Origin of the sequence: Neptuniibacter marinus, assembly GCF_965223595.1 — a bacterium.
Taxonomy (GTDB): Bacteria; Pseudomonadota; Gammaproteobacteria; order Pseudomonadales; family Balneatricaceae; genus Neptuniibacter; species Neptuniibacter marinus.
Map to the genome: position 1 here is coordinate 3,142,971 of NZ_OZ245004.1, position 23,984 is coordinate 3,166,954.

Consider the following 23,984-nt stretch of genomic DNA (forward strand, 5'->3'; position numbering starts at 1 on the left):
ATCAATTATCGACTTAACCAACGCTGAGGGTTACTTGGTTTACCTTTGTAACGTATAGCAAAATAGAGCCCGCTTACTTCATGCCCACCACTATTACCAGCAGTTGCAACAGTATCACCCACGGAAACCCAATCACCCGTTTCAAGCAGCAAGCTCTGGTTGTAACCGTAAAGACTCATATAGCCAGAACCATGATCAATGATCAACACTAGACCATACCCGCGTAACCAGTCCGAAAAAACAACTCGACCATGATGTACAGCCTTAACCGGCGCGGCTTCATTAGCATTAATCCATACCCCATCATAACGGATATTATTACGGACAGAGCCAAAAGTCTGCTTAACTTTACCTTTTAACGGCCAAGGCAACTTACCTTTAAGCTGAGAGAACTTCTTATCGTCTTTAATTAAACTCGAAAAATTAAGACTCTTCTCAATTTCACGCAGTACCGCCTGCAATCTTTTTTGGTCTAATTTGAGCTGTTTAAGCTGTTGCTCATCTGACGAAAGAGTTTTACGCAACTGCGCTAAAGTTTCTTTCCGCTGACTTCTTGATGCACGAAGCGCAGTCACTTCGCTTTTCAATTCATCACGTTTTAAGACCATTTTCTTTTCAGTTTCGGTCAGTTCACGCTCTGTGCCACCAAGTAAAGCTAATTTGTTTGTAAACGCCTGCATATCATTACGCAGTTCATCATTTATAAAATCATAATAGCGAATCATTCGATCTAAGGTTTCCGGATCTCGCTGTGTCAGCAGCAACTGTAAACGAGCTTGATTACCCATTTTATACTGCTGAGCTACCTGCTGTTCGATCAACTCAGCTCTCTTTTTTAGTTCTGCCTTCAGAGCATCCCTTTTTTCTTCTAAATCTTCCGCATGCTCACTTAAGCCGCTCAACTGCTTATCTAAAGCCTGAATTTGACGAGCGAGTTTACCTATAGCAACCTCACTTTTTCTCAGTTCGTCACTCAATTGACGAGACTCTCCTTCCTGCTGACGCATATTTTTTTGTAGCGAAGAGATTCGAGAGGAAAGTTGTTTAATCTGTTTTTCAGTCAAAACTTGCTTGTCAGCTGCTTGAAGAGCCGAAGCAAGTAGTCCAAAACAGACCAACGAACTAAGAAGAACGAGAACGCGCAACATATAATTTTCTAAAGAAAAAGGGATAATATTTTATCCCTTTTTTCAGTTACAACTTAAAACGATGCCAATGAATTGCCGCTCATCTCTGCAGGCTTTTCAAGATCCATCATCGCCAATAAGGTTGGAGCTAAATCACATAAGGCCCCATCCGATAAAGTTAAATTATTTTTCCTTGGTCCATCATAGATAAGCGCAACAGGCCAATTAGTATGGGAGGTATGAGGCTGCCCAGTCTCAGGGTTTACCATTAATTCAACATTACCATGATCGGCTGTAATTAAGGCTTCGCCGCCCACCTCTTCCAAAGCGGCGAGTACCTGCTTCACACTTTCATCAAGAACTTCACACGCCTTCACTGCCGCATCAAATTTGCCTGTATGTCCAACCATATCACCATTAGCAAAGTTACAAACGATCAAGTCATATTTGCCACTTTTGATCGCTTCAACCAATTTAGCAGTCACTTCAGGGGCACTCATTTCTGGCTGTAGGTCATAGGTGGCAACATCTGGAGAAGGCACAAGGATACGATCTTCTCCAAGGTACTTATCCTCTTCCCCGCCATTAAAGAAAAACGTTACATGCGCATACTTTTCAGTTTCAGCGATACGAAGCTGAGTTTTACCTAACCCAGATAAATACTCACCTAGATCGTTAGTGATTTTTTGCGGCGGATAAGCGCAGTCTGCATCAATATCGGCTGCATATTGAGTCAAAGTCACAAAACTAGATAATTCTGGGCGTTTTGCACGCTCAAAACCAGCGAAGCTATCTTCAGTAAACGCTCGGGTAATTTCACGTGCACGGTCGGGACGAAAATTAGCACAAATAACTGTATCGCCGTCACTAATAGCGCCCACCGGCAATCCTTGGTTATCAGTGATCACTGTCGCCTGAACAAACTCATCATTTTCATCACGCGTGTAGGCATCGGCTAACGCATCTAATGCGCTCAAAGCCTGACAAGGGGCCTTATCTGATGTCATTGCATCATAACCCAACTGCACGCGGTCCCAGCGGTTATCACGATCCATGCTGTAATAACGCCCAACCACGGAAGCGATAACACCAACACCTAATTCAGCTAGTTTAGCTTCCGTCAGCTCAATAGATGGTTTAGCGGAACGGGGCGGCATGTCACGACCATCTAGTATGGCATGTATATATACCTGCTTGGCACCACGTTTAACGGCCATCTCAACCAATGCTAGAATATGCTCTTCATGGCTATGTACACCACCAGGTGACAGCAAGCCCAGAATATGCACAGCTTTATCAGCAGAAATTGCTGCATCCATCCCTTTAGTTAAAGCCCTATTCTCAAAGAAGTCACCATCATTTATCGCTTTAGATATGCGAGTGAAGTTTTGATAAACAATTCGCCCAGCACCGATATTCATATGACCTACTTCAGAATTACCCATTTGACCATCAGGTAAGCCGACCGCTAAGCCTGATGTTTGAATTCTTGAGTTAGGGTTATCGGAGAGCAGCTTATCCCAAACAGGTGTATTTGCTGCTTGAATAGCGGATGACTCTGAACTTTCAACACCATAACCATCAAGAATAATTAGTGCTTTCGTTGCGCGCTTTTGTGTCATATCTGCCAAATTCTGTAATTAACGATAATAAAATGGCTCATAATTTTACTGTGAAAGCCCTAACAACGCCATGAATGAACAGGAGGAAAGCAATAAATAATCAAAATTCGACACTTTCCTCTACATATCCCCTTATACCGTCAAAAAACGCAAGGTATACTATTGCCCACTTTTAGTGGATCAATAGCATCCTTAGTTTTTTATCGGCCCAAACTTAAGCGGCCTCATCTGGATACGTAATGGACCAATTTATCGAATTTATCAGCAACCACCCTCTTATGGTTGCAGCTTGGGTTTTAACGCTAGGCATGTTTCTCTTTTATGAGCGCAGTAAATCAGGCAAGGCTGTCACTCCTGCTCAAGCAACCAGCCTCATTAATAAAGAAAATGCTGTCGTTCTAGATATTCGCCCCAAAAAAGAGTGGTCTACTGGCCATATTACTGGTGCGAAGCACATCCCTCTTTCAGATCTTGATCACAGAATTGATGAGCTTTCCAAATATCAGCAACGTCCTGTTATAGTCGTATGCAATCTAGGCCAAGCAGCTGGTACCGCTACGCGTAAGTTAAAAACAGCAGGGTTTGAAAATGCGGTTCGCCTATCTGGCGGTATGACTGAATGGAAGAGTCAAAGCCTTCCTATAATAAAAAGTAAATAATATGAAAGATGTAACGATCTATACAACAAAATGGTGCCCATTTTGTATTCGCGCCAAAAAGCTACTTGAACACAAAGAGATCAACTACACAGAAATAAAAGTGGATGGCGATCAAGCTAAGCGCCAAGAGATGACCGAATTAAGCGGCGGTCGTACCGTTCCACAAATTTTCATTGGTGATACACCTATTGGTGGCTGCGATGAAATATTTGCCCTTGAGCGCCAAGGCAAATTAGATGCATTGATAAACGCCAACTAAATATAAAACGCAAAGGAACTAACATGGCCGATAACGAACAAAATACAGCAGCACAAGAAGAACAGGGACCACAATTTGCGGTTCAGCGTGTTTACATTAAAGACGCTTCTTTTGAATCACCTAACTCACCTGAAATTTTCATGAGCCCATGGAAGCCAGAAGTTGGTTTAGAGATGAACACCCAAACAAATCAAGTGGGTGAAAATGCATTTGAAGTTGTATTAACGCTAACCGTAACTGTTAAAAACGATGAGAAAACGGCTTTCTTGGTTGAACTACAACAAGCCGGTATCTTTGCTGTTTCAGGATTAGGCGAACAAGAGATGCACCATACTCTGGGTGCGTTCTGCCCTAGCATTTTATTCCCTTATGCACGTGAAGCTATCGATGCAATGGTTATCAAAGCCAGCTTCCCTGCACTAATGTTAGCACCTGTTAACTTTGATGCTTTATATGCTCAACAGATGACTCAAGCGCAGCAAGAAGCATCTGAAGCACAGCACTAAGTATTAGTACACTTATAAAAAAAGAGCCTAATTGTAAAATTAAGCTCTTTTTTTATATCTAACAAATAGTCTCTAACAGTATCATCAGTCCCGCCGCTACGGACCCATCTCGCCCTTGGCCGTTGCAACAGCTGCAGCTTTACGCTTAACTTTATAATTAAGCCAGCCCACAAGATCTGTCCACATTTTATCTATATCTTTTTTCTTCGGCATAATCCCTGCGTAAGGAAGCTCAATAGTCACGACGGGAATATTTTTCACAAACCAACCATAGTTACCTAAAGAGCCAGGATAAGTACCCAACTGACGTAAGTGCAAAGGCCCTAGCTTTCTGGGCGGTTGAATCCCACCATCAAAATCAAGAATCCCATGAGGAGCATGCACCGATACAATCACTGTCGGTTTATAACTATCAATAAGCTCATGTATCACACGGCTTTCAGGCTCACTTAAGGGCTGATGCCCTGGATAGTAACGCAGTCGCTTCTTAGCTTGCTTTTGCCAATGTACTAAAGGTTCTGGGAACTCTGGTGCAGGTAAAAAATTACGATTTAAATCAACTTTATTGGCATTTACGCGAGTCGATTTACGCTGTAATAAACCATCCGGATTAAGTACTGGTAAAAAGTACCAATCAAACTTCCCACTGTGATGTTTATGAAGCGTATTCAGCCATTTAAAGGTAACACTCACACTAGAATATTCATCTCCATGAATCCCTCCAATAAATAAAATACGAGGAGCATCTTCATTGCCTTCACGGGCAGGAAAATGAGTTTCTAAAATTGCATGACCATTAACTGAAAAAAAACGAGGTTCATTATATTGATGAGTTAGGCACTCCTTCTCAGAAACACTTGCCAGTTTACGCCCAACCGCTTGACACAGGCTTTTAACATCATCATTCACTGCCGCCACTGGTAGTGGGACACACAGCATTGTTAGCGTAAAAAAAGACAGGAAGTATTTAATCATGTAAAAATCCAGCAGCACTCAACCATTGCTTGCAAATTGACCAAATTTCGCATTCTAACATGATTTTAAAGAAAGACTTTGAAGAATCTCTTCTGCTTTACCTGCGTCAATCACACCCTGCATAGACCTTGCAGCAATGGGTACGCTACTGACTAAAGCAGTAGCAGGTATAGATATCCGCTCATCACCGATAATATCTATCTGATCCGATAGAACAACAATGGGAAATACCTGATTTTGGAGCGCCCTAATATTAATCTGCTGCTCAGGAGTTCCCAATATTGAAATATTACGGTTACGATAATCGATCAGACCAAGGCGAAAAACCTGACCTTCGCACTCTGCCACATAAGATTCAATTTTAGTAAAAATAAAAGCATGCTGCATAGAGCAACTCCACCCAAGAGCGTATAAAACGACTATAGCTGATTAACTTTCCTCAGCACCGGAAAAACCTAACTGACGCCAAGCCTCATATACAACTACAGCACAAGCGTTAGACAAATTAAGGCTACGACTATCAGCCATCATTGGCAGCTTAATCCATTGATCTTCAGGTAAGGATTCACGCACATCAACAGGCAAGCCTCTTGTTTCTGGCCCTAGCAATAACATATCCCCTTCTGAAAAGTCGGCATCTACATGCATCCGGCTGCCCTTAGTCGTTAGCGCCCAAACTTTACGCGGTTTAATTTCAGCTAAACACGCTGCTAGATCCTTATGTACTTTTATGGCTGCAAATTCATGATAATCCAAACCAGCCCGACGTAAACGCTTGTCATCGATATCAAAACCTAAAGGTTCAACCAAATGGAGATGAAAACCCGTATTGGCACACAAACGGATAATATTGCCGGTGTTCGGCGGGATTTCTGGTTCAAAAAGTACAACGTGTAACATAAAAAATCCCCGCAACGTTTAAGATGCAGGGATTATATAGGAAACTATAAATGAAAGGTGTAGTTATACAAGGTTAGTGCTAAGCGGCACTATCTTGAGAATCGCTTTTATCATCATCCATACCCAGTTCTTTAATTTTACGAGTTAAGGTATTACGTCCCCAGCCCAGTAGCTCTGAAGCATCACGTCGACGCCCCGCAGTATGCTTCAATGCGGTTTCAATCATGATTTTCTCAAACGCTGGAACAGCTGAATCCAATAAATTCCGCTGCCCCAAGCTGAGCTGCTGATCTGCCCAATTTCTTAGGGACTGCTCCCAATTACTTCCAGCAACTGGCTCTCCGCCCGCCTGCTCCATTAACTCCGGTGGCAGGTCATCAATCAACACTTCACGGCCTGTTGCCATAACTGTTAACCAGCGGCAAGTATTTTCAAGCTGACGGACATTGCCAGGCCAAGCGAGATTACAGATATAGTTTTCTGTATCTGTATTAAGAATTTTAGGCTCAACGCTTAACTCTTCCGCAGATGTTTGCAAGAAATGCCGTGCTAAACGGGGAATATCTTCTCTACGCTGAGACAGGGTAGGTAGATGAACACGAATCACGTTTAGACGATGGAATAGATCTTCACGGAAACGCCCTTCTTCAACAAGCTTTTCCAGATTCTGATGTGTCGCAGCGATAATACGCACATCAACTTTTACTGCTGTATGCCCACCTACACGATAAAACTCACTATCAGCTAATACACGCAACAATCGAGTTTGCGCATCTGCTGGCATATCTCCGATCTCATCCAGAAACAGCGTACCACCATCCGCCTGCTCAAAACGCCCACGGCGTGCTGCGGCTGCACCAGTAAAGGCGCCTTTTTCATGACCAAACAACTCGGACTCAATAAGATCATGAGGAATAGCAGCCATATTTAAAGGAATAAAGGGCCGATCTCTTCTTGGACTATGCTTGTGCAGAGCATGAGCTACCAACTCTTTACCTGTACCCGATTCGCCATTAATAAGAACCGTAATATTCGATTGTGATAATCGTCCAATGGCACGAAAGACCTCCTGCATTGCAGGCGCCTCACCAATAATTTCCGTATTATCTTCTAATACCTGCTCCGCAACTTGCTGGCGCTGCTCAATCGCATGAGCCAGTGCTCGTTTAGCCAATGCAACGGCGTCATCTACATCAAATGGTTTTGGCAGATACTCAAAGGCACCGCCTTGATAAGAAGCAACCGCAGACTCTAAATCTGAGTGCGCGGTCATAATAATAATTGGCACTTCAGGATGACTCTCCTGAATACGCTCTAGCATCTGCAGGCCATCGGTTCCTGGCATACGAATATCACTAATTATCGCATCCGGTGTATCTTTACTTAATCTGGATAACAGAGAATCAGCGGTTTCAAAAGCTTCAGTATATAAACCTTCAGCAGCTAACGCTTTCTCTAGGACCCAACGAATAGATCTATCATCATCAACGATCCAAACTTTACATGGTAGATTCATTGTTAAGCTCCAAAGGGATTAAAAGTTGAAATCTAGTTTCACCAGGGCGTGTTTCACACTCAATCAGCCCTTGGTGTTGATTAATAATTGACTGAGCAATCGACAACCCAAGCCCAGTTCCTTCAGCACGCCCACTTACCATGGGATAAAATATCTTACTGAGGATATCTTCTGGAATACCTGGACCATTATCGATAATTTCGACACTACAAACTAAACGATGCTTTTCCGCGCCTAAAGTTACTTGTCGGAAAGCACGTGTTCTAATCTTAATAGTAGGTACATCTACATCTGCGCTCATTATCGCCTGCATACTGTTACGTAGAATATTAAGCATAGCTTGAATTAACTGCTCTGCATCGCCCATAAATTCTGGAATACTTGGGTCGTAATCCCGCTGAAGAAGAATCTCACCTTTAGTTTCAGCTTCGATTAGGTGGCAAACTCTTTCTAAGACAGCGTGAATATTAATCATTTTCATATTAGGGAGTTTTCTCGGCCCCAACAGACGATCAACTAGGTTACGAAGCCTGTCAGCTTCTTCAATAATGACATGGGTATAATCATGCAGACTAGGATCATGAAGCTCACGTTCAAGGAGTTGCGCAGCTCCACGAATTCCCCCTAAAGGGTTTTTAATTTCATGCGCTAGCCCTCGCACTAAAGAGCGAGCTGTATCATGTTGAGTCAAAAGATCCTCTTCCCTCTCAATACGCATCAAGCGATCTCTTGATTCAATCTCAATCAGCAATTGCTGCCCTTCAGGTGTAATCAAAGGATTGATACTGTAATCCACAGTGAGCGTTGCACCACTTAACGTAACAATTTTCGCTTCTCTATGGGTATATGGATGACCGGTCGCTAAACACTCTTGTAAATCTTTCTGCTCCACCGCACACAACGAAAACCACTCAGCTATATTAAGTTGACTCAAACGGCGCATACTTGCTTCCAACAGCATTTCAGCCGCTGGATTCGCATATTCAACCACCATACTTTCATCCAACAAAACAACTGCGGTTGATAGGTTTTCCAAAATCTGTTTATGTAACTCTATTTTTGCCATTAGCCTGCACTCAATATCCGTAAGATTACTACTGCAAAAAGCAAACCAATTTGAATTAATACAAAAAAATAGCCGCAGGGCGCACCATTACTATATCTAAATCATTATAAGTCTAGCCTAGATAATGCAACACGCCCCATATTGGTGCAAGCCAATATATTGAGTCATTCCCGCCTACACTAACCGCCCCTTCAAGCCACCTTATTAAAAGCCTCCCATGAAAATACTCAACTAAAAGCCAAAAACAAAAAAGCCTCCACTAGGGAGGCTTTTTCAGCGAAAGTTTAACTTATACAGAGTAGTACAGGTCAAATTCAACTGGGTGAGTTGTCATGTTCACTTTCTCAACTTCTTCACGTTTAAGCTCGATAAAAGCATCAATCATGTCATTAGTAAACACGTTACCTTTAGTCAAAAATTCACGATCTTCATCCAAAGCGTTAAGCGCTTCTTCTAAAGAGCTAGCAACTGTTGGAATTTCAGCCGCTTCTTCAGCAGGTAGATCATATAGATCTTTATCTGCAGCATCGCCAGGGTGAATCTTATTCTGGATACCGTCTAGGCCAGCCATCATCAATGCAGCAAAGCATAAGTATGGGTTAGCAGATGGATCAGGGAAACGCGTTTCAACACGACGTGCTTTTGGGTTTGTAACGTAAGGAATACGGATAGACGCAGAACGGTTACGTGCAGAGTACGCAAGCATTACAGGTGCTTCAAAACCAGGAACTAAACGCTTATAAGCGTTAGTTGATGAGTTAGTTAACGCATTCAACGCTCTAGCGTGCTTGATAATACCGCCAATGTAATAAAGCGACATTTCGCTCATGCCCGCGTAGGCATCACCAGCAAACAAGTTAACGCCATCTTTAGAAAGAGACATATGAACGTGCATACCAGAGCCATTATCACCAACAAGTGGTTTAGGCATAAATGTAGCTGTTTTCCCGTAAGCATGGGCAACGTTATGTACACAATACTTAAGAATCTGCACTTCATCAGCTTTAGCTGTAAGTGTGTTTGGACCTACACCAATTTCACACTGGCCCGCTGTCGCTACTTCATGGTGATGTACTTCAATATGAAGATCCATTGCTTCCATCGCATCACACATAGCGCCACGTAAGTCATGCAAGGAATCGATTGGAGGTACTGGGAAATAACCACCTTTAACACGTGGACGATGACCCGTGTTTCCGCCTTCAATACTATGACTAGAAGACCAAGATGCTTCTTCAGAGTCAATAGAGTATCCACAACCACTGATATCAGCGTGCCATTTAACAGCATCAAATACGAAGAATTCTGGCTCAGGACCAAACATAGCAGTGTCAGCAATACCTGTAGACTTTAGGTACTCTTCTGCACGTTTAGCAACAGAACGTGGATCACGCTCGTAACCTTGACCTGTAGCAGGCTCAACGATATCACAACGAACAATAACGGTCGTTGCTTCAGAAAATGGATCTAGAACAGATGCACTGTCATCAGGCATAAGAATCATGTCAGATTCATTGATGCCCTTCCAACCGGAAATGGAAGAGCCATCGAACATTTTGCCTTCTTCAAAGAAGTCATCACCCATATCGGAAACAGGGATAGTAACGTGCTGCTCTTTACCATGAGAATCAGTGAAACGCATATCGATCCACTTAGCTTCGCTTTCTTTGATCAGATTCAGAGTCTTCTCTGACATGTGACTTTCTCCACTTTGTAATTACCAGGCCGATATTAGCTCAGCCTTGAGAAATCAGAATTATAAAATCAGCGAGAATTCAAGCAAGTAATATACCAAAAAGCCACCACTAAGAGCTTCCCGAAATTACTGGCATTACAACGAAAACACCAAAAGCCAGACGCACCAAAAAAAATCACTCGCAACACAATGTGCGCTATATTGGTGCAAATAACAATTAACCTGAGCTTCCACCATGATTCTTGCTTTTATAATCATACTCCAACAGATACGCAAAAACCTAGCGCAAACGCGAGTTTTAGATACAGATCGACCTAGAGATTGATGATCATCACCCCTTATTGATCTTTAAACACACTTTTAGTCCCTTTTGTCTCAGAAATATGCGGTATTTTCTGCATAAATCCGTATAATTCCGCATTCGCAAAAAAATATCTCACAGGTATACACACGTGATTGAAAAGCTAAGAAATATCGCCATCATTGCGCACGTTGACCACGGTAAAACAACCTTGGTTGACAAGCTGCTTTCCCAATCAGGCACATTGGGTCGTCGTGATGAAGGTACTGAGCGCATCATGGACTCCAATGATCAGGAGAAAGAGCGCGGCATTACCATTCTGGCAAAAAATACAGCCATTACATGGAACGACTACCGCATCAACATCGTTGATACTCCTGGACACGCAGACTTTGGTGGAGAAGTTGAACGCGTACTTTCCATGGTTGACTGTGTATGCCTTTTGGTAGACGCGGTAGATGGCCCAATGCCACAAACCCGCTTCGTCACCCAAAAAGCCTTTGACCAAGGCTTACGCCCAATCGTTGTTGTCAACAAGGTTGACCGCCCTGGCTCTCGTCCAGATTGGGTTATCGACCAAGTTTTCGAGCTTTTCGACAGCTTGGGCGCCACCGATGAGCAACTCGACTTCCCTGTTGTTTACGCATCTGCATTAAATGGTATCGCAGGCCCAGAGCCTGATGATATGGCCGATGATATGACACCTCTATTTGAGGCTATTGTCGAGCATGTCACACCGCCGCAAGTTGACCTTGATGGTCCGTTGCAGATGCAGGTTTCTGCCCTAGACTACAACAGCTACCTTGGCGTTATCGGCGTTGGCCGTGTAACCCGCGGTACTATGAAGATCAACACTCAGGTAAAAGTGATCGACCGTGAAGGAAAAATTCGCAGCGGACGCATTCTAAAAGTCATGGGTTACCATGGACTTGAGCGTATAGATGTAGAAAGCGCAACTGCGGGTGATATTATCTGCGTTACAGGTATAGACGAGCTAAACATTTCGGACACTATTTGTGATCCTGAAAAAATTGAAGCCCTAACAGCCTTAAGCGTCGATGAGCCAACGGTATCGATGACATTCCAAGTGAATGACTCTCCATTTGCTGGCCAAGATGGTAAATACGTAACAAGCCGAAATATCAAAGAACGCTTAGAACGGGAACTTATTCATAACGTTGCCCTTCGTGTTGAAGACGGCGAAACTCCTGAAAAATTCAAAGTATCAGGCCGTGGTGAATTACATCTATCCGTTCTGATAGAAACCATGCGCCGTGAAGGCTTTGAACTTGGCGTATCTCGTCCTGAAGTAGTTCAAAAAGAGGTCGATGGCGAAATCCACGAGCCTTACGAAGATGTAATGATCGACGTAGAAGATGAGCATCAAGGTGCAATCATCGAAGAGTTAGGTAAACGTAAAGGCGATATGACCAATATGGAAGTAGATGGCAAAGGACGCTCGCGTCTTAGCTTCATCATCCCTTCCCGTGGTCTGATCGGCTTCCGCTCCCTGTTCTTAACAATGACTTCAGGCACAGGCATCATGACGTCTGTATTTGACCACTATGGTCCCGTTAAAGCAGGCGAAGTTGAAAGCCGAAATAACGGCGTATTAGTGTCAATGGTGACAGGTAAAGCACTAGGCTATTCTCTTTGGAACCTGCAGAGCCGTGGCCGCCTATGTATTGAACCCAACGTTGATGTTTACGAAGGCATGCTTCTAGGCATTCACAGCCGCAGTAACGATTTAGCTGTTAACCCTATTAAAGGTAAGCAGCTCACCAACGTACGTGCGTCCGGTACTGATGAGAACATTCAATTAACACCTCCGATTAAATTCACGCTCGAACAGGCACTGGATTTCATTGAAGATGACGAATTAGTTGAAGTAACACCTAATTTCATTCGCTTACGCAAGAAACTACTTAAAGAAAACGAGCGTAAACGCGCTAAAAATAAGTAGATCTTCAGATCTAAGAGGCAGCCCCATTGGCTGCCTTTTTTTTCATTTCAACGTAGATTGCCACACCTCTCCTCTTTATACTGCTGTGCATACAGCAATAGATAGCGGAGACATAATGCGCACCCTGTATCCCGAAATTAGCTCTTACCATAAGCTTAATCTTCCGGTAGATGACCTTCACACCCTTTATATTGAAGAAAGCGGTAACCCTAAAGGGATACCCGTGATTTTCATTCATGGTGGTCCTGGCGGCGGTACAAGCTCTGCGCATCGTCGATTTTTCAATCCTGAAAAATATAGAATCATATTGTTTGATCAACGTGGCTGTGGTCGCTCAACACCCCACTCAGAGCTACATAAAAATACGACAAATAATTTACTGGAGGATATGGAAAAAATAAGAAAGCACCTATCTATCGAACAATGGCTTTTATTTGGTGGCTCATGGGGCTCCACCCTCAGTCTGCTATATGCGCAAGCCTTTCCCGATAAAGTATTAGGGCTGATTTTACGCGGTATATTTTTATGTCGAAAACAAGATATCCAATGGTTCTATCAACGTGGCGCTAGCGCTATCTTCCCCGACTACTGGAAAGAGTACCAGCACCCTATCCCTACAGCTGAACGTCACGATATGCTAAGCGCGTACTATAAACGCTTAACCTCAGATAATGAGATAGCCCGCATGTCCGCAGCAAAAGCTTGGTCAATATGGGAAGGCCGCTGCTCTACAATTGATCCAAATACAGACATTGTTGATCACTTTGGCGATCCTCACTTCGCCTTAGCCATGGCTAGAATTGAAGCTCATTACTTTATTAATAACGCCTTTATTGACGAAAACCAGATTCTTAATAACTGCGAATCTATTAAAGAGATCAACACAACAATTATCCACGGTCGATACGATATGGTCTGCCCTATAGAACAAGCCCAAGCTCTCCATGATCGACTACCTAATTCAAAATTCCATATAGTTCGCGATGCAGGTCACTCCGCTTTTGAAAAAGGCATTACAGACAATTTAATTAAGACAACTGACGATTTCGCTCTCTCTCTAGCGTAACTAGGAATTGATAATAAAAATGAAAGCACTTATACAGCGTGTAAGTTCCGCCTCGGTACACATTGATGGCAACTCAGTCGGCCAAATAGAACAAGGCATATTACTTTTGTTAGGAATTGAAAAGGGAGATACATTCCAAGCAGCCGACAAGCTTCTACAAAAAATTTTGGCCTACCGAGTATTTTCAGATAAAGAGGGAAAAATGAATCTTAACCTTCAACAAACCGAAGGTGGGCTACTCATCGTTTCACAATTCACTCTTGTTGCAGATACAAAAAAGGGATTACGACCAGGGTTTTCGGCAGGAGCTTCTCCACAATTAGGCGAGGAACTCTATAATTACTTTATCGAACAAGCTAAACGCTTACACCCGATCGTTGAAACAGGCCGTTTCGGTGCAGATATGCAGGTCCACTTAATAAATAACGGACCCGTTACATTTTGGTTAGAGAGCTAATCAGCTCTCAATCTACGCAAAAAGGCTTTAGCTTCTGAATTATCATCTAAAGGCCGATTTAAACGGGACGCCTTGTAATGATCATTAAAAATTGAAAAGTAAGCCGATAGTATCTCCGCCCCCTTAGTATCATTTACTTGTTGTAGCATCAATGCAGCAACCTCAGCTGTACAAAGCTGTCCATCAACGGCAGCTTTGCGCAAATGGTAGTTAGAGGAAGCAACCACATCAGGTTCGATCACGGGTAGATGATCAAGAAATCGACTCAGACGAAACATTCTTCGAGCTTGACGCCAAGTACCGTCCAAGACGATAAACACTGGGCGCTTCCCCTTTTTCGGCTCATACTTCACCATTCTACCTTCATAGCCCTCCCCCTCAGGAAACACAATATAAGGATCTAACTGCGGATCCGTAATAGCACGGAGCAGCTCATCAGAAGGTTCTGTCCTAGACCACTCAAAACGTCTTGTATCAGCAATACAATCCTCAATTAAACGCCCTGTGTTAGTTGGTTTGAACCCCTCATTATGATGCATTAACAAAAAAAACTGGGCTTCTGACTGATAGGACATTTTAAAATCACAAATACAGACATGAGCAGCTAATAAACAGGATCGACAGCGAAGAACACGAGATCCTCGAGCAACAAAAGGTTTTCGTGGATACATAAATTACTGCAACGTTAAAGAAGAGGTAGAAACATCAGGAGTGAATAACTGATTATCCACACCCCAATCTAATGCTAAAGATCCTCGATGGATAAGGTAGAGCATCTGATGCAATTCATCATAAGTTAAAACACTGGCAGCAAAAGGGTCTTCATCACCAATAAAGAACAATATACGGTAACGTCCATCCTGATGGCTTACATCCAATCGACATAATAGAGATGGGTCTTCGGCAAGCAAGTCCTCACTCTCTCGATCAACCTGCAGTCCTTGACGGGCGCTATCATGGTGAAACTGAGCAAGGTCAGACTTAAGCTGAACCGGAGCTCCAGCAATATCACTCGATGTTTTCTCAATTAACCCTGCCGCTGCCGATAAAAGACGCAGAACAAGCTTACGTGTTAACCAAAAATCGACTCTCTGTAGATCATTACCAAGATTACCCACCATCAAAATACGATCTTCAATATGATCATATTTAAATGTAAACGCAGCGACATTTAACATTAAGAATACTCGTAGTCCATAACAACTAAATGGATATTAAAAACATGTAATATAGGGAGTGATCAGTAGCAATGATAACAAAAATTAGAACATAAACGCATCTTGCATAACACTCCTAAGCAACCTAACACAACTACTAAAAGGTAGCAGTACTTCCTAAGCCCTAACACCAAAGCCCCACAAAGTCGCCCCAAGCCCTCAGACGCAAAAAACCCCGGCTACGTAGTAACCGGGGTTTCTCTAAATAAATGCTTGGCGATGACCTACTCTCACATGAGGAAACCCCACACTACCATCGGCGATATTGCGTTTCACGTCTGAGTTCGGGATGGATTCAGGTGGTTCCACAACTCTATGGTCGCCAAGCAAAACTGTCACAATTAAGATTCAAATTCATTTTGATTTAGAAGGGAGTCTGTTGTCTCAACCTTGTACTTTCTAACACACGCTAATTCGTTACTCTCTATCGTGTTTATTCTCTACTTAATCAATCACTTGCCAAACGCCTTGGGCGTTATATGGTCAAGCCTCACGGGCAATTAGTATTGGTTAGCTCAACGCCTCACAGCGCTTCCACACCCAACCTATCAACGTCGTAGTCTTCAACGGCCCTTTAGGGGAATCAAGTTCCCAGTGAGATCTCATCTTGAAGGAGGCTTCCCGCTTAGATGCTTTCAGCGGTTATCCCGTCCGAACGTAGCTACCCGGCAATGCAATTGGCATCACAACCGGTACACCAGAGGTTCGTTCACTCCGGTCCTCTCGTACTAGGAGCAACTCTTCTCAAATCTCAAACGCCCACGGCAGATAGGGACCGAACTGTCTCACGACGTTCTAAACCCAGCTCGCGTACCACTTTAAATGGCGAACAGCCATACCCTTGGGACCGGCTTCAGCCCCAGGATGTGATGAGCCGACATCGAGGTGCCAAACACCGCCGTCGATGTGAACTCTTGGGCGGTATCAGCCTGTTATCCCCGGAGTACCTTTTATCCGTTGAGCGATGGCCCTTCCATACAGAACCACCGGATCACTAGAACCTACTTTCGTACCTGCTCGATGTGTCTATCTCGCAGTCAAGCACCCTTCTACTCTTGCGCTCATTGCATGATTTCCGACCATGCTGAGGGTACCTTCGTGCTCCTCCGTTACTCTTTGGGAGGAGACCGCCCCAGTCAAACTACCCACCACACAATGTCCCTGATCCCGCTTAGGGACCTAGGTTAGAACCTCAATATTACCAGGCTGGTATTTCAAGATTGGCTCCACTCTATCTGGCGATAAAGTTTCAAAGCCTCCCAGCTATCCTACACAAGTAATATCAAAGTCCACTGTGAAGCTGTAGTAAAGGTTCACGGGGTCTTTCCGTCTAGCCGCGGGTAAACGGCATCTTAACCGCTATTTCAATTTCACTGAGTCTCGGGTGGAGACAGTGTGGCCATCGTTACGCCATTCGTGCAGGTCGGAACTTACCCGACAAGGAATTTCGCTACCTTAGGACCGTTATAGTTACGGCCGCCGTTTACCGGGGCTTCGATCAAGAGCTTCGGACGAATCCTAACCCCATCAATTAACCTTCCGGCACCGGGCAGGCGTCACACCCTATACGTCCTCTTTCGAGTTTGCAGAGTGCTATGTTTTTAATAAACAGTCGCAGCCACCTGGTATCTTCGACCGGCCTCAGCTTAGGGAGCAAGTCCCATCACTAAAACCGGCGCACCTTCTCCCGAAGTTACGGTGCCATTTTGCCTAGTTCCTTCACCCGAGTTTTCTCATACGCCTTAGTATTCTCTACCTGACCACCTGTGTCGGTTTGGGGTACGGTTAGTTATAACCTGAAGCTTAGAGGTTTTTCCTGGAAGCATGGCATCAACTACTTCGTTCCATATAGGAACTCGTCATCGGTTCTCAGCCTAACAAGGACCCGGATTTACCTAAGTCCTTAGCCTACTACCTTAAACGCGGACAACCAACGCCGCGCTAGCCTAGCCTACTCCGTCACCCCATCGCAGTTATAATCAGTACAGGAATATTAACCTGTTTCCCATCGGATACGCTCTTCAGCCTCTCCTTAGGGGCCGACTCACCCTGCCACGAAAAGCGTTGGACAGGAACCCTTGGTCTTCCGGCGGGGAGGGTTTTCACCTCCCTTATCGTTACTCATGTCAGCATTCGCACTTCTGATATGTCCACGGTGCCTTACGGCTTCCGCTTCAACCACTTACAGAACGCTCCTCTACCATGCACTAAGTGCATCCGTAGCTTCGGTGTTATGCTTAGCCCCGTTATATCTTCCGCGCGGGCCGACTCGACTAGTGAGCTATTACGCTTTCTTTAAAGGGTGGCTGCTTCTAAGCCAACCTCCTAGCTGTCTAAGCCTTCCCACATCGTTTCCCACTTAGCATAAACTTTGGGACCTTAGCTGACGGTCTGGGTTGTTTCCCTTTCCACGACGGACGTTAGCACCCGCCGTGTGTCTCCCGTGATTGAACTCATGGGTATTCGGAGTTTGCATCGGGTTGGTAAGTCGGGATGACCCCCTAGCCGAAACAGTGCTCTACCCCCCATGGTTAGACACGAGGCACTACCTAAATAGTTTTCGAGGAGAACCAGCTATCTCCGAGTTTGATTAGCCTTTCACTCCTATCCACAAGTCATCCGCTGGCTTTTCAACGACAGTCGGTTCGGTCCTCCAATGCATGTTACTGCATCTTCAACCTGCCCATGGATAGATCACTCGGTTTCGGGTCTACTCCTAGCGACTGGACGCCCTATTAAGACTCGGTTTCCCTACGGCTCCGCAATTGCTTAACCTTGCCACTAAAAGTAAGTCGCTGACCCATTATACAAAAGGTACGCAGTCACCGTCCTAAAACGGCTCCCACTGCTTGTACGTACACGGTTTCAGGATCTATTTCACTCCCCTCACAGGGGTTCTTTTCGCCTTTCCCTCACGGTACTGGTTCACTATCGGTCAGTCAGGAGTATTTAGCCTTGGAGGATGGTCCCCCCATGTTCAGACAGGATATCACGTGTCCCGTCCTACTCGATTTCACAATAAATAAGTTTTTGAATACGGGGCTATCACCCACTATGGCGGCGCTTTCCAGCGCCTTCTTCTAACTACATTATTGCTTAAGGGCTAATCCCCGTTCGCTCGCCGCTACTTAGGGAATCTCGGTTGATTTCTTTTCCTCCGGGTACTTAGATGTTTCAGTTCCCCGGGTTCGCCTCTAATGCGTTATGTATTCACGCAAAAGATACCTATAAATAGGTGGGTTTCCCCATTCGGAAATGTCCGGATCAAAGCTTGTTTACCAGCTCCCCGAACCTTATCGCAGGTTACAACGTCCTTCATCGCCTCTGACTGCCAAGGCATCCACCGTGCACGCTTAGTCACTTGACCATATAACCCGAAGGCGTCTGGAATCATAGTAACTGATTAGTACAGTAACGATAGATTTCGCCGAATTGGCGCTTGTATGAAAAATACAAGTCAATCTAAATCAATGAATCTAAATCCAAATTGTTAAAGAGCGTTTAAAGCAAAAAAGCTTTAAAAGATAAGTCACTTAGTAAACAATCTTCACTAATTGAGCTATGTTTTAAAACTCTTAATCCTTAGACTGAAGAGTTATGGTGGAGCTATGCGGGATCGAACCGCAGACCTCCTGCGTGCAAAGCAGGCGCTCTCCCAGCTGAGCTATAGCCCCTTACTTGTCCTTTTCACTTTATACGGCGTTGCACTCGTCGCTCGCTCAGTTATTACCCATTGAGGGTAACGTCTTCGCTCGCTCCAGCGTGCGCCTTGTCTAAAGCAAAAATGACTGCGTAAGTATTCTGCCTAGCAGGTTGTAGAGTGATGCAATATGGATCGGCCTGAGTGGACTTGAATCACTGACCTCACCCCCCTTTCTTTTATAAAGAGTGGGGTGCGCTCTAACCAGCTGAGCGTCTTTACTCTCAGTTCTAACTGACCACTTACTTAAGATTTTGCCAGTAAAAGTGGTAGGCCTGAGTGGACTTGAACCACCGACCTCACCCTTATCAGGGGTGCGCTCTAACCAGCTGAGCTACAAGCCTTCAATCGGTTAGAACTAATTCGCTCTCTTCACTTTCTGATCAGATAATTCGTGTGAACGCTTGCCAAGATTCGGCTTTCGTTTAAGGAGGTGATCCAGCCCCAGGTTCCCCTAGGGCTACCTTGTTACGACTTCACCCCAGTCATGAACCACACCGTGGTAACCGCCCTCCCGAAGGTTAAGCTAGCTACTTCTGGTGCAATCCACTCCCATGGTGTGACGGGCGGTGTGTACAAGGCCCGGGAACGTATTCACCGTGGCATTCTGATCCACGATTACTAGCGATTCCGACTTCATGGAGTCGAGTTGCAGACTCCAATCCGGACTACGACCGGTTTTATGAGATTAGCTTACCTTCGCAGGTTCGCAGCCCTCTGTACCGGCCATTGTAGCACGTGTGTAGCCCAACTCGTAAGGGCCATGATGACTTGACGTCGTCCCCACCTTCCTCCGGTTTGTCACCGGCAGTCTCCTTAGAGTTCCCACCATTATGTGCTGGCAAATAAGGACAAGGGTTGCGCTCGTTACGGGACTTAACCCAACATTTCACAACACGAGCTGACGACAGCCATGCAGCACCTGTCTCAGAGTTCCCGAAGGCACGAAACTATCTCTAGTAACTTCTCTGGATGTCAAGAGTTGGTAAGGTTCTTCGCGTTGCGTCGAATTAAACCACATGCTCCACCGCTTGTGCGGGCCCCCGTCAATTCATTTGAGTTTTAACCTTGCGGCCGTACTCCCCAGGCGGTCTACTTATCGCGTTAGCTTCGCCACTAAAAGATCAAGTCTTCCAACGGCTAGTAGACATCGTTTACGGCGTGGACTACCAGGGTATCTAATCCTGTTTGCTCCCCACGCTTTCGCACCTCAGTGTCAATATCGGTCCAGGTAGTCGCCTTCGCCACTGGTGTTCCTTCCTATATCTACGCATTTCACCGCTACACAGGAAATTCCACTACCCTCTACCGTATTCTAGACTGGCAGTATCAGGTGCAGTTCCAAGGTTGAGCCCTGGGCTTTCACATCTGACTGACCAATCCACCTACGCGCGCTTTACGCCCAGTAATTCCGATTAACGCTCGGACCCTCCGTATTACCGCGGCTGCTGGCACGGAGTTAGCCGGTCCTTCTTCTGTCGCTAACGTCACAGTATGCACGTATTAAGTACACACCTTTCCTCACGACTGAAAGTGCTTTACAACCCTAGGGCCTTCTTCACACACGCGGCATGGCTGCATCAGGGTTTCCCCCATTGTGCAATATTCCCCACTGCTGCCTCCCGTAGGAGTCTGGACCGTGTCTCAGTTCCAGTGTGGCTGATCATCCTCTCAGACCAGCTAGAGATCGTCGCCTTGGTGAGCTCTTACCTCACCAACTAGCTAATCTCACGCAGGCTCATCCAATAGTGCAAGGTCCGAAGAGCCCCTGCTTTCCCCCGAAGGGCGTATGCGGTATTAGACCAAATTTCTCTGGCTTATCCCCCGCTACTGGGTAGATTCCTACGCGTTACTCACCCGTCCGCCGCTCGTCAGCATCTAGCAAGCTAGATCTGTTACCGCTCGACTTGCATGTGTTAGGCCTGCCGCCAGCGTTCAATCTGAGCCATGATCAAACTCTTCAGTTTAAATCATATAGTGTCACCAGGAATATGGTGACGGCTCTAGTACTAAACAACCGGATTGCATTCGAAAATGCAAAACCTATTGTAAATCGTTTTAAATGAATTCACTTGGTTGCTTGTCTAGAAAATAAAGCTATTTGCTTCATCTCAACAAGCGCCCACACGAATTATCTGATCAAATTGTTAAAGAGCGTTGCTTGGAACCAACCTAACGCTGCGAAGCGTTTCGTCTCAAGCGAGGCGCATATTCTACTTTGCGCCGCTTCAAAGTCAACCGTTATTTTGTGTTTTTCTGAATTAATTCTCAATCAATTCCAACACAACAATCAACTCTAAAACTTTCAAACCAAACCCAACAAAACCAAAGGTTTTCAAGGAGTTAATTCAACCTTTACTTAGGTCATTCAGCGCTGTTTTGCAGGCCTCCCTTAGCAAGGACGGCGAATTATAGACACTTCCCAAACAACGTCAACAGGCAAAACTAAAAAACTGTGAAATAAAGGCAAAAAAGTGAGATTAAGCGGAAATCGGGGCGAAATTGATTGCTGAATAGTCAATTTGACATTAGCGCCTTACCTAAGAACAGAGAAAAACATGCAAACATGTCATAAGGCGGGGCTATTATATAGACGCCATTAAGGTAAACGACTCAAAAACGCTTTAATGGGCAAAGTGCTGTATATCAACCAATTGTATTTCTGAGCCAGGAATAGGATCTGAGAAAAAATGCTGAGCCACACGCGCAAAACGGGTAGGCCCGTCGGTTACTAAGAATTGAACATCTCCTTTAACCATCCGTGTATTTGACAAATCATCTATTTGCAACCGATTAGCGACCTCCTGGGCCGTTACCTCTGCCGAATCAACTAAGCTGACCGCGTCACCCATCACCTCCCCAATTACTTCCTTTAATGCCGGGAAATGCGTACAGCCTAATACTAGCGTATCGATCATTGCATGATCAGCATGTCTGAACGGTTCAAGACAAGCTTCAGCTATTTGCTTAACGAGATCACCTTTATGCCAACCTTCTTCAGCAAGCGCAACAAATAATGAACAGGGGTGAGCAACAACAGAAGCACTAGGCAACCGCTCTAATATTGCATTTTGGTATGCCTGATTATTAACGGTACCTTCTGTAGCAATCACACCTATATGCTGACTTTGGGTGGCATCACAGCTAGCGTCGGCACCTGGACCAATAACACCAATCACAGGAATATCTGGATATAAATATTGAAGCGGCTCAATAGCCACCGCGGATGCCGTGTTACAAGCGATAACTAGCATCTTTATTTTACGTTCCATTAAGGCTTTGGCTGCTTGTTCTGCATAGCGGGTTACAGATAATGCACTTTTCGTCCCATAAGGAACACGGGCTGTATCGCCTAAATAGATGAGATTCTCATTAGGTAAACGCTGACGAATAGCATTAAGCACCGTTAATCCGCCCACACCCGAATCAAAAACACCTATAGGTAAATGGGCATTATGCGCCAAGCTCATCGTTTGGCTTTTTTCTTCTTGTTCATTTTTTTCAACTGCTTAACGTGATCTCTGAAACGTTCTTTCTTCGCAAGCTGTCGTGAACTCAATGGGTTCACCTTACCCTCAAATGGATTATCACTCGATTTAAACTCAAATCGAATAGGTGTGCCTTTAATCGCCAACACTTTAATAAACTTATTTTCTAAATAACGTTTATAAGAGCCAGGAAGTGATTTCGTCTGATTACCATGAATAACAATAATTGGAGGGTTTGAACCGCCCTGATGAGCATAACGTAGCTTAATACGCCGATTATTAATGGCCGGAGGCTGATGATCCGCAACTATATCTTCTAAAAGACGCGTCAACTTACTGGTCGACCACTTAGCCATTGCACAATCATAAGCCTCTTCAACAGAGTCATACATATTACCAACGCCACTACCATGAAGCGCTGAGATAAAGTGCATACGAGCAAACTCAGCAAACTCTAATTTTCGCTCAATCTGTTCTTTAACCTCTTCCTTTTCATCAGCACTCATACCATCCCATTTATTCAACGCGATAACCAATGAGCGTCCAGTATCAATAACAAAACTAAGCATATGCATATCTTGCTCAGTGATACCATCTCGAGCATCAATCACCATAACAACTACATGGGCATCTTTAACCGCTTGAAGTGTTTTAACTATTGAGAATTTTTCTACCGCTTCACGAATATTCTTACGACGTCGTATACCTGCCGTATCAATTAGCGTGTAGTTTCGACCATCTCTCTCATAAGGTATATAGACGCTATCGCGTGTAGTCCCCGCTTTATCAAAAACGACAACACGCTCCTCTCCTAACAAGCGATTAACTAAGGTTGATTTACCAACATTCGGTCGACCAACAACAGCAATCTTAATTCCTTTTTGTACTTGAGCCATCATCTCCAATGACTCTTCACTCAATTCAGGAAGTTCTTCCAGTACATATTCAATCAATGAGGTAACGCCACGACCGTGCGCAGCCGCAATCGCTAATGGATGACCTAAACCTATAGAAAAGAAGTCACCAATAACAACATCTGGATTTAAACCATCTGTTTTATTAACAACCAAATAACAAGGTTTATCTATTTTTCGTAAATAATTGGCGATAACTTCATCCGCAGGATTCAGACCGGCACGACCATCCACCAAAAACAAGACTATATCCGCTTCATCAATGGCTTGAAGAGACTGCTTAGCCATCTCATAATCTATACCTTGCTCATCACCTGTGATACCACCTGTATCGATCACGATGTAGTCTTGATCTTCGCCTAGCTGGCCTTCACCATATTTTCGATCACGCGTCAGCCCTGGCAAATCAGCCACTAACGCATCTCTTGATTTAGTTAGACGATTAAATAATGTAGATTTGCCGACATTCGGTCGACCAACAAGAGCAATTACCGGAAGCATGAACCCTACTCCTGCACTATGCAGGTAAAAACAAAACGACGGCTAATTGCA

General features: G+C 44.5%; 18 protein-coding genes, 2 tRNA genes and 3 rRNA genes. 6 read left to right on the forward strand and 17 right to left on the reverse strand.

The window, feature by feature from the left end; translation table 11 throughout:
* Positions 1 to 5: 5 nt before the first annotated feature.
* On the reverse strand, positions 6 to 1,148 hold the full coding sequence (locus ACOQOE_RS14795) for a murein hydrolase activator EnvC family protein (RefSeq protein ID WP_420554351.1): 1,143 nt from the start codon (positions 1,146 to 1,148) through the stop codon (positions 6 to 8).
* Between the two features lie 53 nt (positions 1,149 to 1,201).
* Positions 1,202 to 2,749 carry a 2,3-bisphosphoglycerate-independent phosphoglycerate mutase gene (gene gpmI / locus ACOQOE_RS14800; protein WP_067869319.1) on the reverse strand — a complete coding sequence of 516 codons (1,548 nt, stop codon included), beginning with the start codon at positions 2,747 to 2,749 and terminating at the stop codon, positions 1,202 to 1,204.
* Positions 2,750 to 2,988: 239 nt separating this feature from the next.
* On the opposite strand from gpmI, the gene ACOQOE_RS14805 reads away from it, so the two are divergent.
* The 3 genes from ACOQOE_RS14805 to secB are packed head-to-tail and all read left to right on the forward strand — an operon-like array spanning position 2,989 to position 4,173.
* Positions 2,989 to 3,408 (forward strand): rhodanese-like domain-containing protein, encoded by a 420-nt coding sequence (locus ACOQOE_RS14805; RefSeq protein WP_067869322.1) that lies wholly within the window; start codon positions 2,989 to 2,991, stop codon positions 3,406 to 3,408.
* Between the two features lies 1 nt (position 3,409).
* On the forward strand, positions 3,410 to 3,667 hold the full coding sequence (grxC, locus tag ACOQOE_RS14810; RefSeq protein ID WP_067869325.1) for a glutaredoxin 3: 258 nt from the start codon (positions 3,410 to 3,412) through the stop codon (positions 3,665 to 3,667).
* Positions 3,668 to 3,690: 23 nt separating this feature from the next.
* Positions 3,691 to 4,173: a protein-export chaperone SecB gene (gene secB / locus ACOQOE_RS14815; protein ID WP_420554352.1), complete on the forward strand. Its 483-nt coding sequence runs from the start codon at positions 3,691 to 3,693 to the stop codon at positions 4,171 to 4,173.
* A 96-nt stretch (positions 4,174 to 4,269) separates the two neighbouring features.
* On the opposite strand, the gene ACOQOE_RS14820 is transcribed toward secB, so the two are convergent.
* The 6 genes from ACOQOE_RS14820 to glnA form a co-directional block, all read right to left on the reverse strand.
* Complete coding sequence (locus ACOQOE_RS14820) at positions 4,270 to 5,148, reverse strand: M14 family zinc carboxypeptidase (protein WP_067869331.1); 879 nt, start codon at positions 5,146 to 5,148, stop codon at positions 4,270 to 4,272.
* Between the two features lie 54 nt (positions 5,149 to 5,202).
* Positions 5,203 to 5,535, reverse strand: coding sequence for a hypothetical protein (locus ACOQOE_RS14825; protein WP_067869334.1), 333 nt, complete (start codon positions 5,533 to 5,535; stop codon positions 5,203 to 5,205).
* Between the two features lie 42 nt (positions 5,536 to 5,577).
* Positions 5,578 to 6,048 (reverse strand): tRNA (uridine(34)/cytosine(34)/5-carboxymethylaminomethyluridine(34)-2'-O)-methyltransferase TrmL, encoded by a 471-nt coding sequence (gene trmL, locus ACOQOE_RS14830; protein ID WP_067869337.1) that lies wholly within the window; start codon positions 6,046 to 6,048, stop codon positions 5,578 to 5,580.
* Positions 6,049 to 6,127: 79 nt separating this feature from the next.
* The gene (glnG, locus tag ACOQOE_RS14835; protein WP_067869341.1) at positions 6,128 to 7,564 is read right to left on the reverse strand and encodes a nitrogen regulation protein NR(I); all 1,437 of its coding nucleotides are present in this window, start codon (positions 7,562 to 7,564) and stop codon (positions 6,128 to 6,130) included.
* Positions 7,548 to 8,630, reverse strand: a complete 1,083-nt coding sequence (gene glnL / locus ACOQOE_RS14840; RefSeq protein WP_420554353.1) for a nitrogen regulation protein NR(II) — start codon at positions 8,628 to 8,630, stop codon at positions 7,548 to 7,550. The genes glnG and glnL overlap by 17 nt, the downstream gene beginning before the upstream one ends.
* 289 nt (positions 8,631 to 8,919) lie before the next feature.
* A complete protein-coding gene (gene glnA, locus ACOQOE_RS14845) occupies positions 8,920 to 10,326 on the reverse strand; it encodes a glutamate--ammonia ligase (RefSeq protein WP_067869347.1) in 1,407 nt (468 codons plus the stop codon).
* A gap of 452 nt (positions 10,327 to 10,778) precedes the next feature.
* Between glnA and typA the strand changes: the two genes are divergently transcribed.
* From typA to dtd, 3 genes are all read left to right on the forward strand, one after another.
* On the forward strand, positions 10,779 to 12,590 hold the full coding sequence (gene typA / locus ACOQOE_RS14850) for a translational GTPase TypA (RefSeq protein ID WP_420554354.1): 1,812 nt from the start codon (positions 10,779 to 10,781) through the stop codon (positions 12,588 to 12,590).
* Between the two features lie 115 nt (positions 12,591 to 12,705).
* Positions 12,706 to 13,656 carry a prolyl aminopeptidase gene (gene pip, locus ACOQOE_RS14855; protein WP_067869354.1) on the forward strand — a complete coding sequence of 317 codons (951 nt, stop codon included), beginning with the start codon at positions 12,706 to 12,708 and terminating at the stop codon, positions 13,654 to 13,656.
* Between the two features lie 19 nt (positions 13,657 to 13,675).
* Complete coding sequence (gene dtd, locus ACOQOE_RS14860) at positions 13,676 to 14,113, forward strand: D-aminoacyl-tRNA deacylase (RefSeq protein ID WP_420554355.1); 438 nt, start codon at positions 13,676 to 13,678, stop codon at positions 14,111 to 14,113.
* On the opposite strand, the gene ACOQOE_RS14865 is transcribed toward dtd, so the two are convergent.
* The 9 genes from ACOQOE_RS14865 to der all read right to left on the reverse strand — a co-directional run bounded on the left by ACOQOE_RS14865 (position 14,110) and on the right by der (position 23,933).
* Positions 14,110 to 14,784, reverse strand: a complete 675-nt coding sequence (locus ACOQOE_RS14865) for a tRNA-uridine aminocarboxypropyltransferase (RefSeq protein ID WP_420554356.1) — start codon at positions 14,782 to 14,784, stop codon at positions 14,110 to 14,112. The genes dtd and ACOQOE_RS14865 overlap by 4 nt on opposite strands.
* A gap of 3 nt (positions 14,785 to 14,787) precedes the next feature.
* On the reverse strand, positions 14,788 to 15,291 hold the full coding sequence (locus ACOQOE_RS14870) for a hypothetical protein (protein ID WP_420554357.1): 504 nt from the start codon (positions 15,289 to 15,291) through the stop codon (positions 14,788 to 14,790).
* A 250-nt stretch (positions 15,292 to 15,541) separates the two neighbouring features.
* Positions 15,542 to 15,657, reverse strand: a 5S ribosomal RNA gene (gene rrf, locus ACOQOE_RS14875).
* Between the two features lie 152 nt (positions 15,658 to 15,809).
* Positions 15,810 to 18,697 (reverse strand): 23S ribosomal RNA (locus ACOQOE_RS14880).
* Positions 18,698 to 18,928: 231 nt separating this feature from the next.
* Positions 18,929 to 19,004, reverse strand: a tRNA-Ala gene (locus ACOQOE_RS14885).
* Between the two features lie 293 nt (positions 19,005 to 19,297).
* Positions 19,298 to 19,374, reverse strand: a tRNA-Ile gene (locus ACOQOE_RS14890).
* Between the two features lie 82 nt (positions 19,375 to 19,456).
* Positions 19,457 to 20,997, reverse strand: a 16S ribosomal RNA gene (locus ACOQOE_RS14895).
* The 16S, 23S and 5S rRNA genes sit together here with 2 tRNA genes alongside, the layout of an rRNA operon.
* 657 nt (positions 20,998 to 21,654) lie before the next feature.
* Positions 21,655 to 22,500: a glutamate racemase gene (gene murI / locus ACOQOE_RS14900; protein WP_420554358.1), complete on the reverse strand. Its 846-nt coding sequence runs from the start codon at positions 22,498 to 22,500 to the stop codon at positions 21,655 to 21,657.
* The gene (gene der / locus ACOQOE_RS14905; protein ID WP_420554359.1) at positions 22,497 to 23,933 is read right to left on the reverse strand and encodes a ribosome biogenesis GTPase Der; all 1,437 of its coding nucleotides are present in this window, start codon (positions 23,931 to 23,933) and stop codon (positions 22,497 to 22,499) included. Before der ends, murI begins: the two co-directional genes overlap by 4 nt.
* Between the last annotated feature and the right edge of the window lie 51 nt (positions 23,934 to 23,984).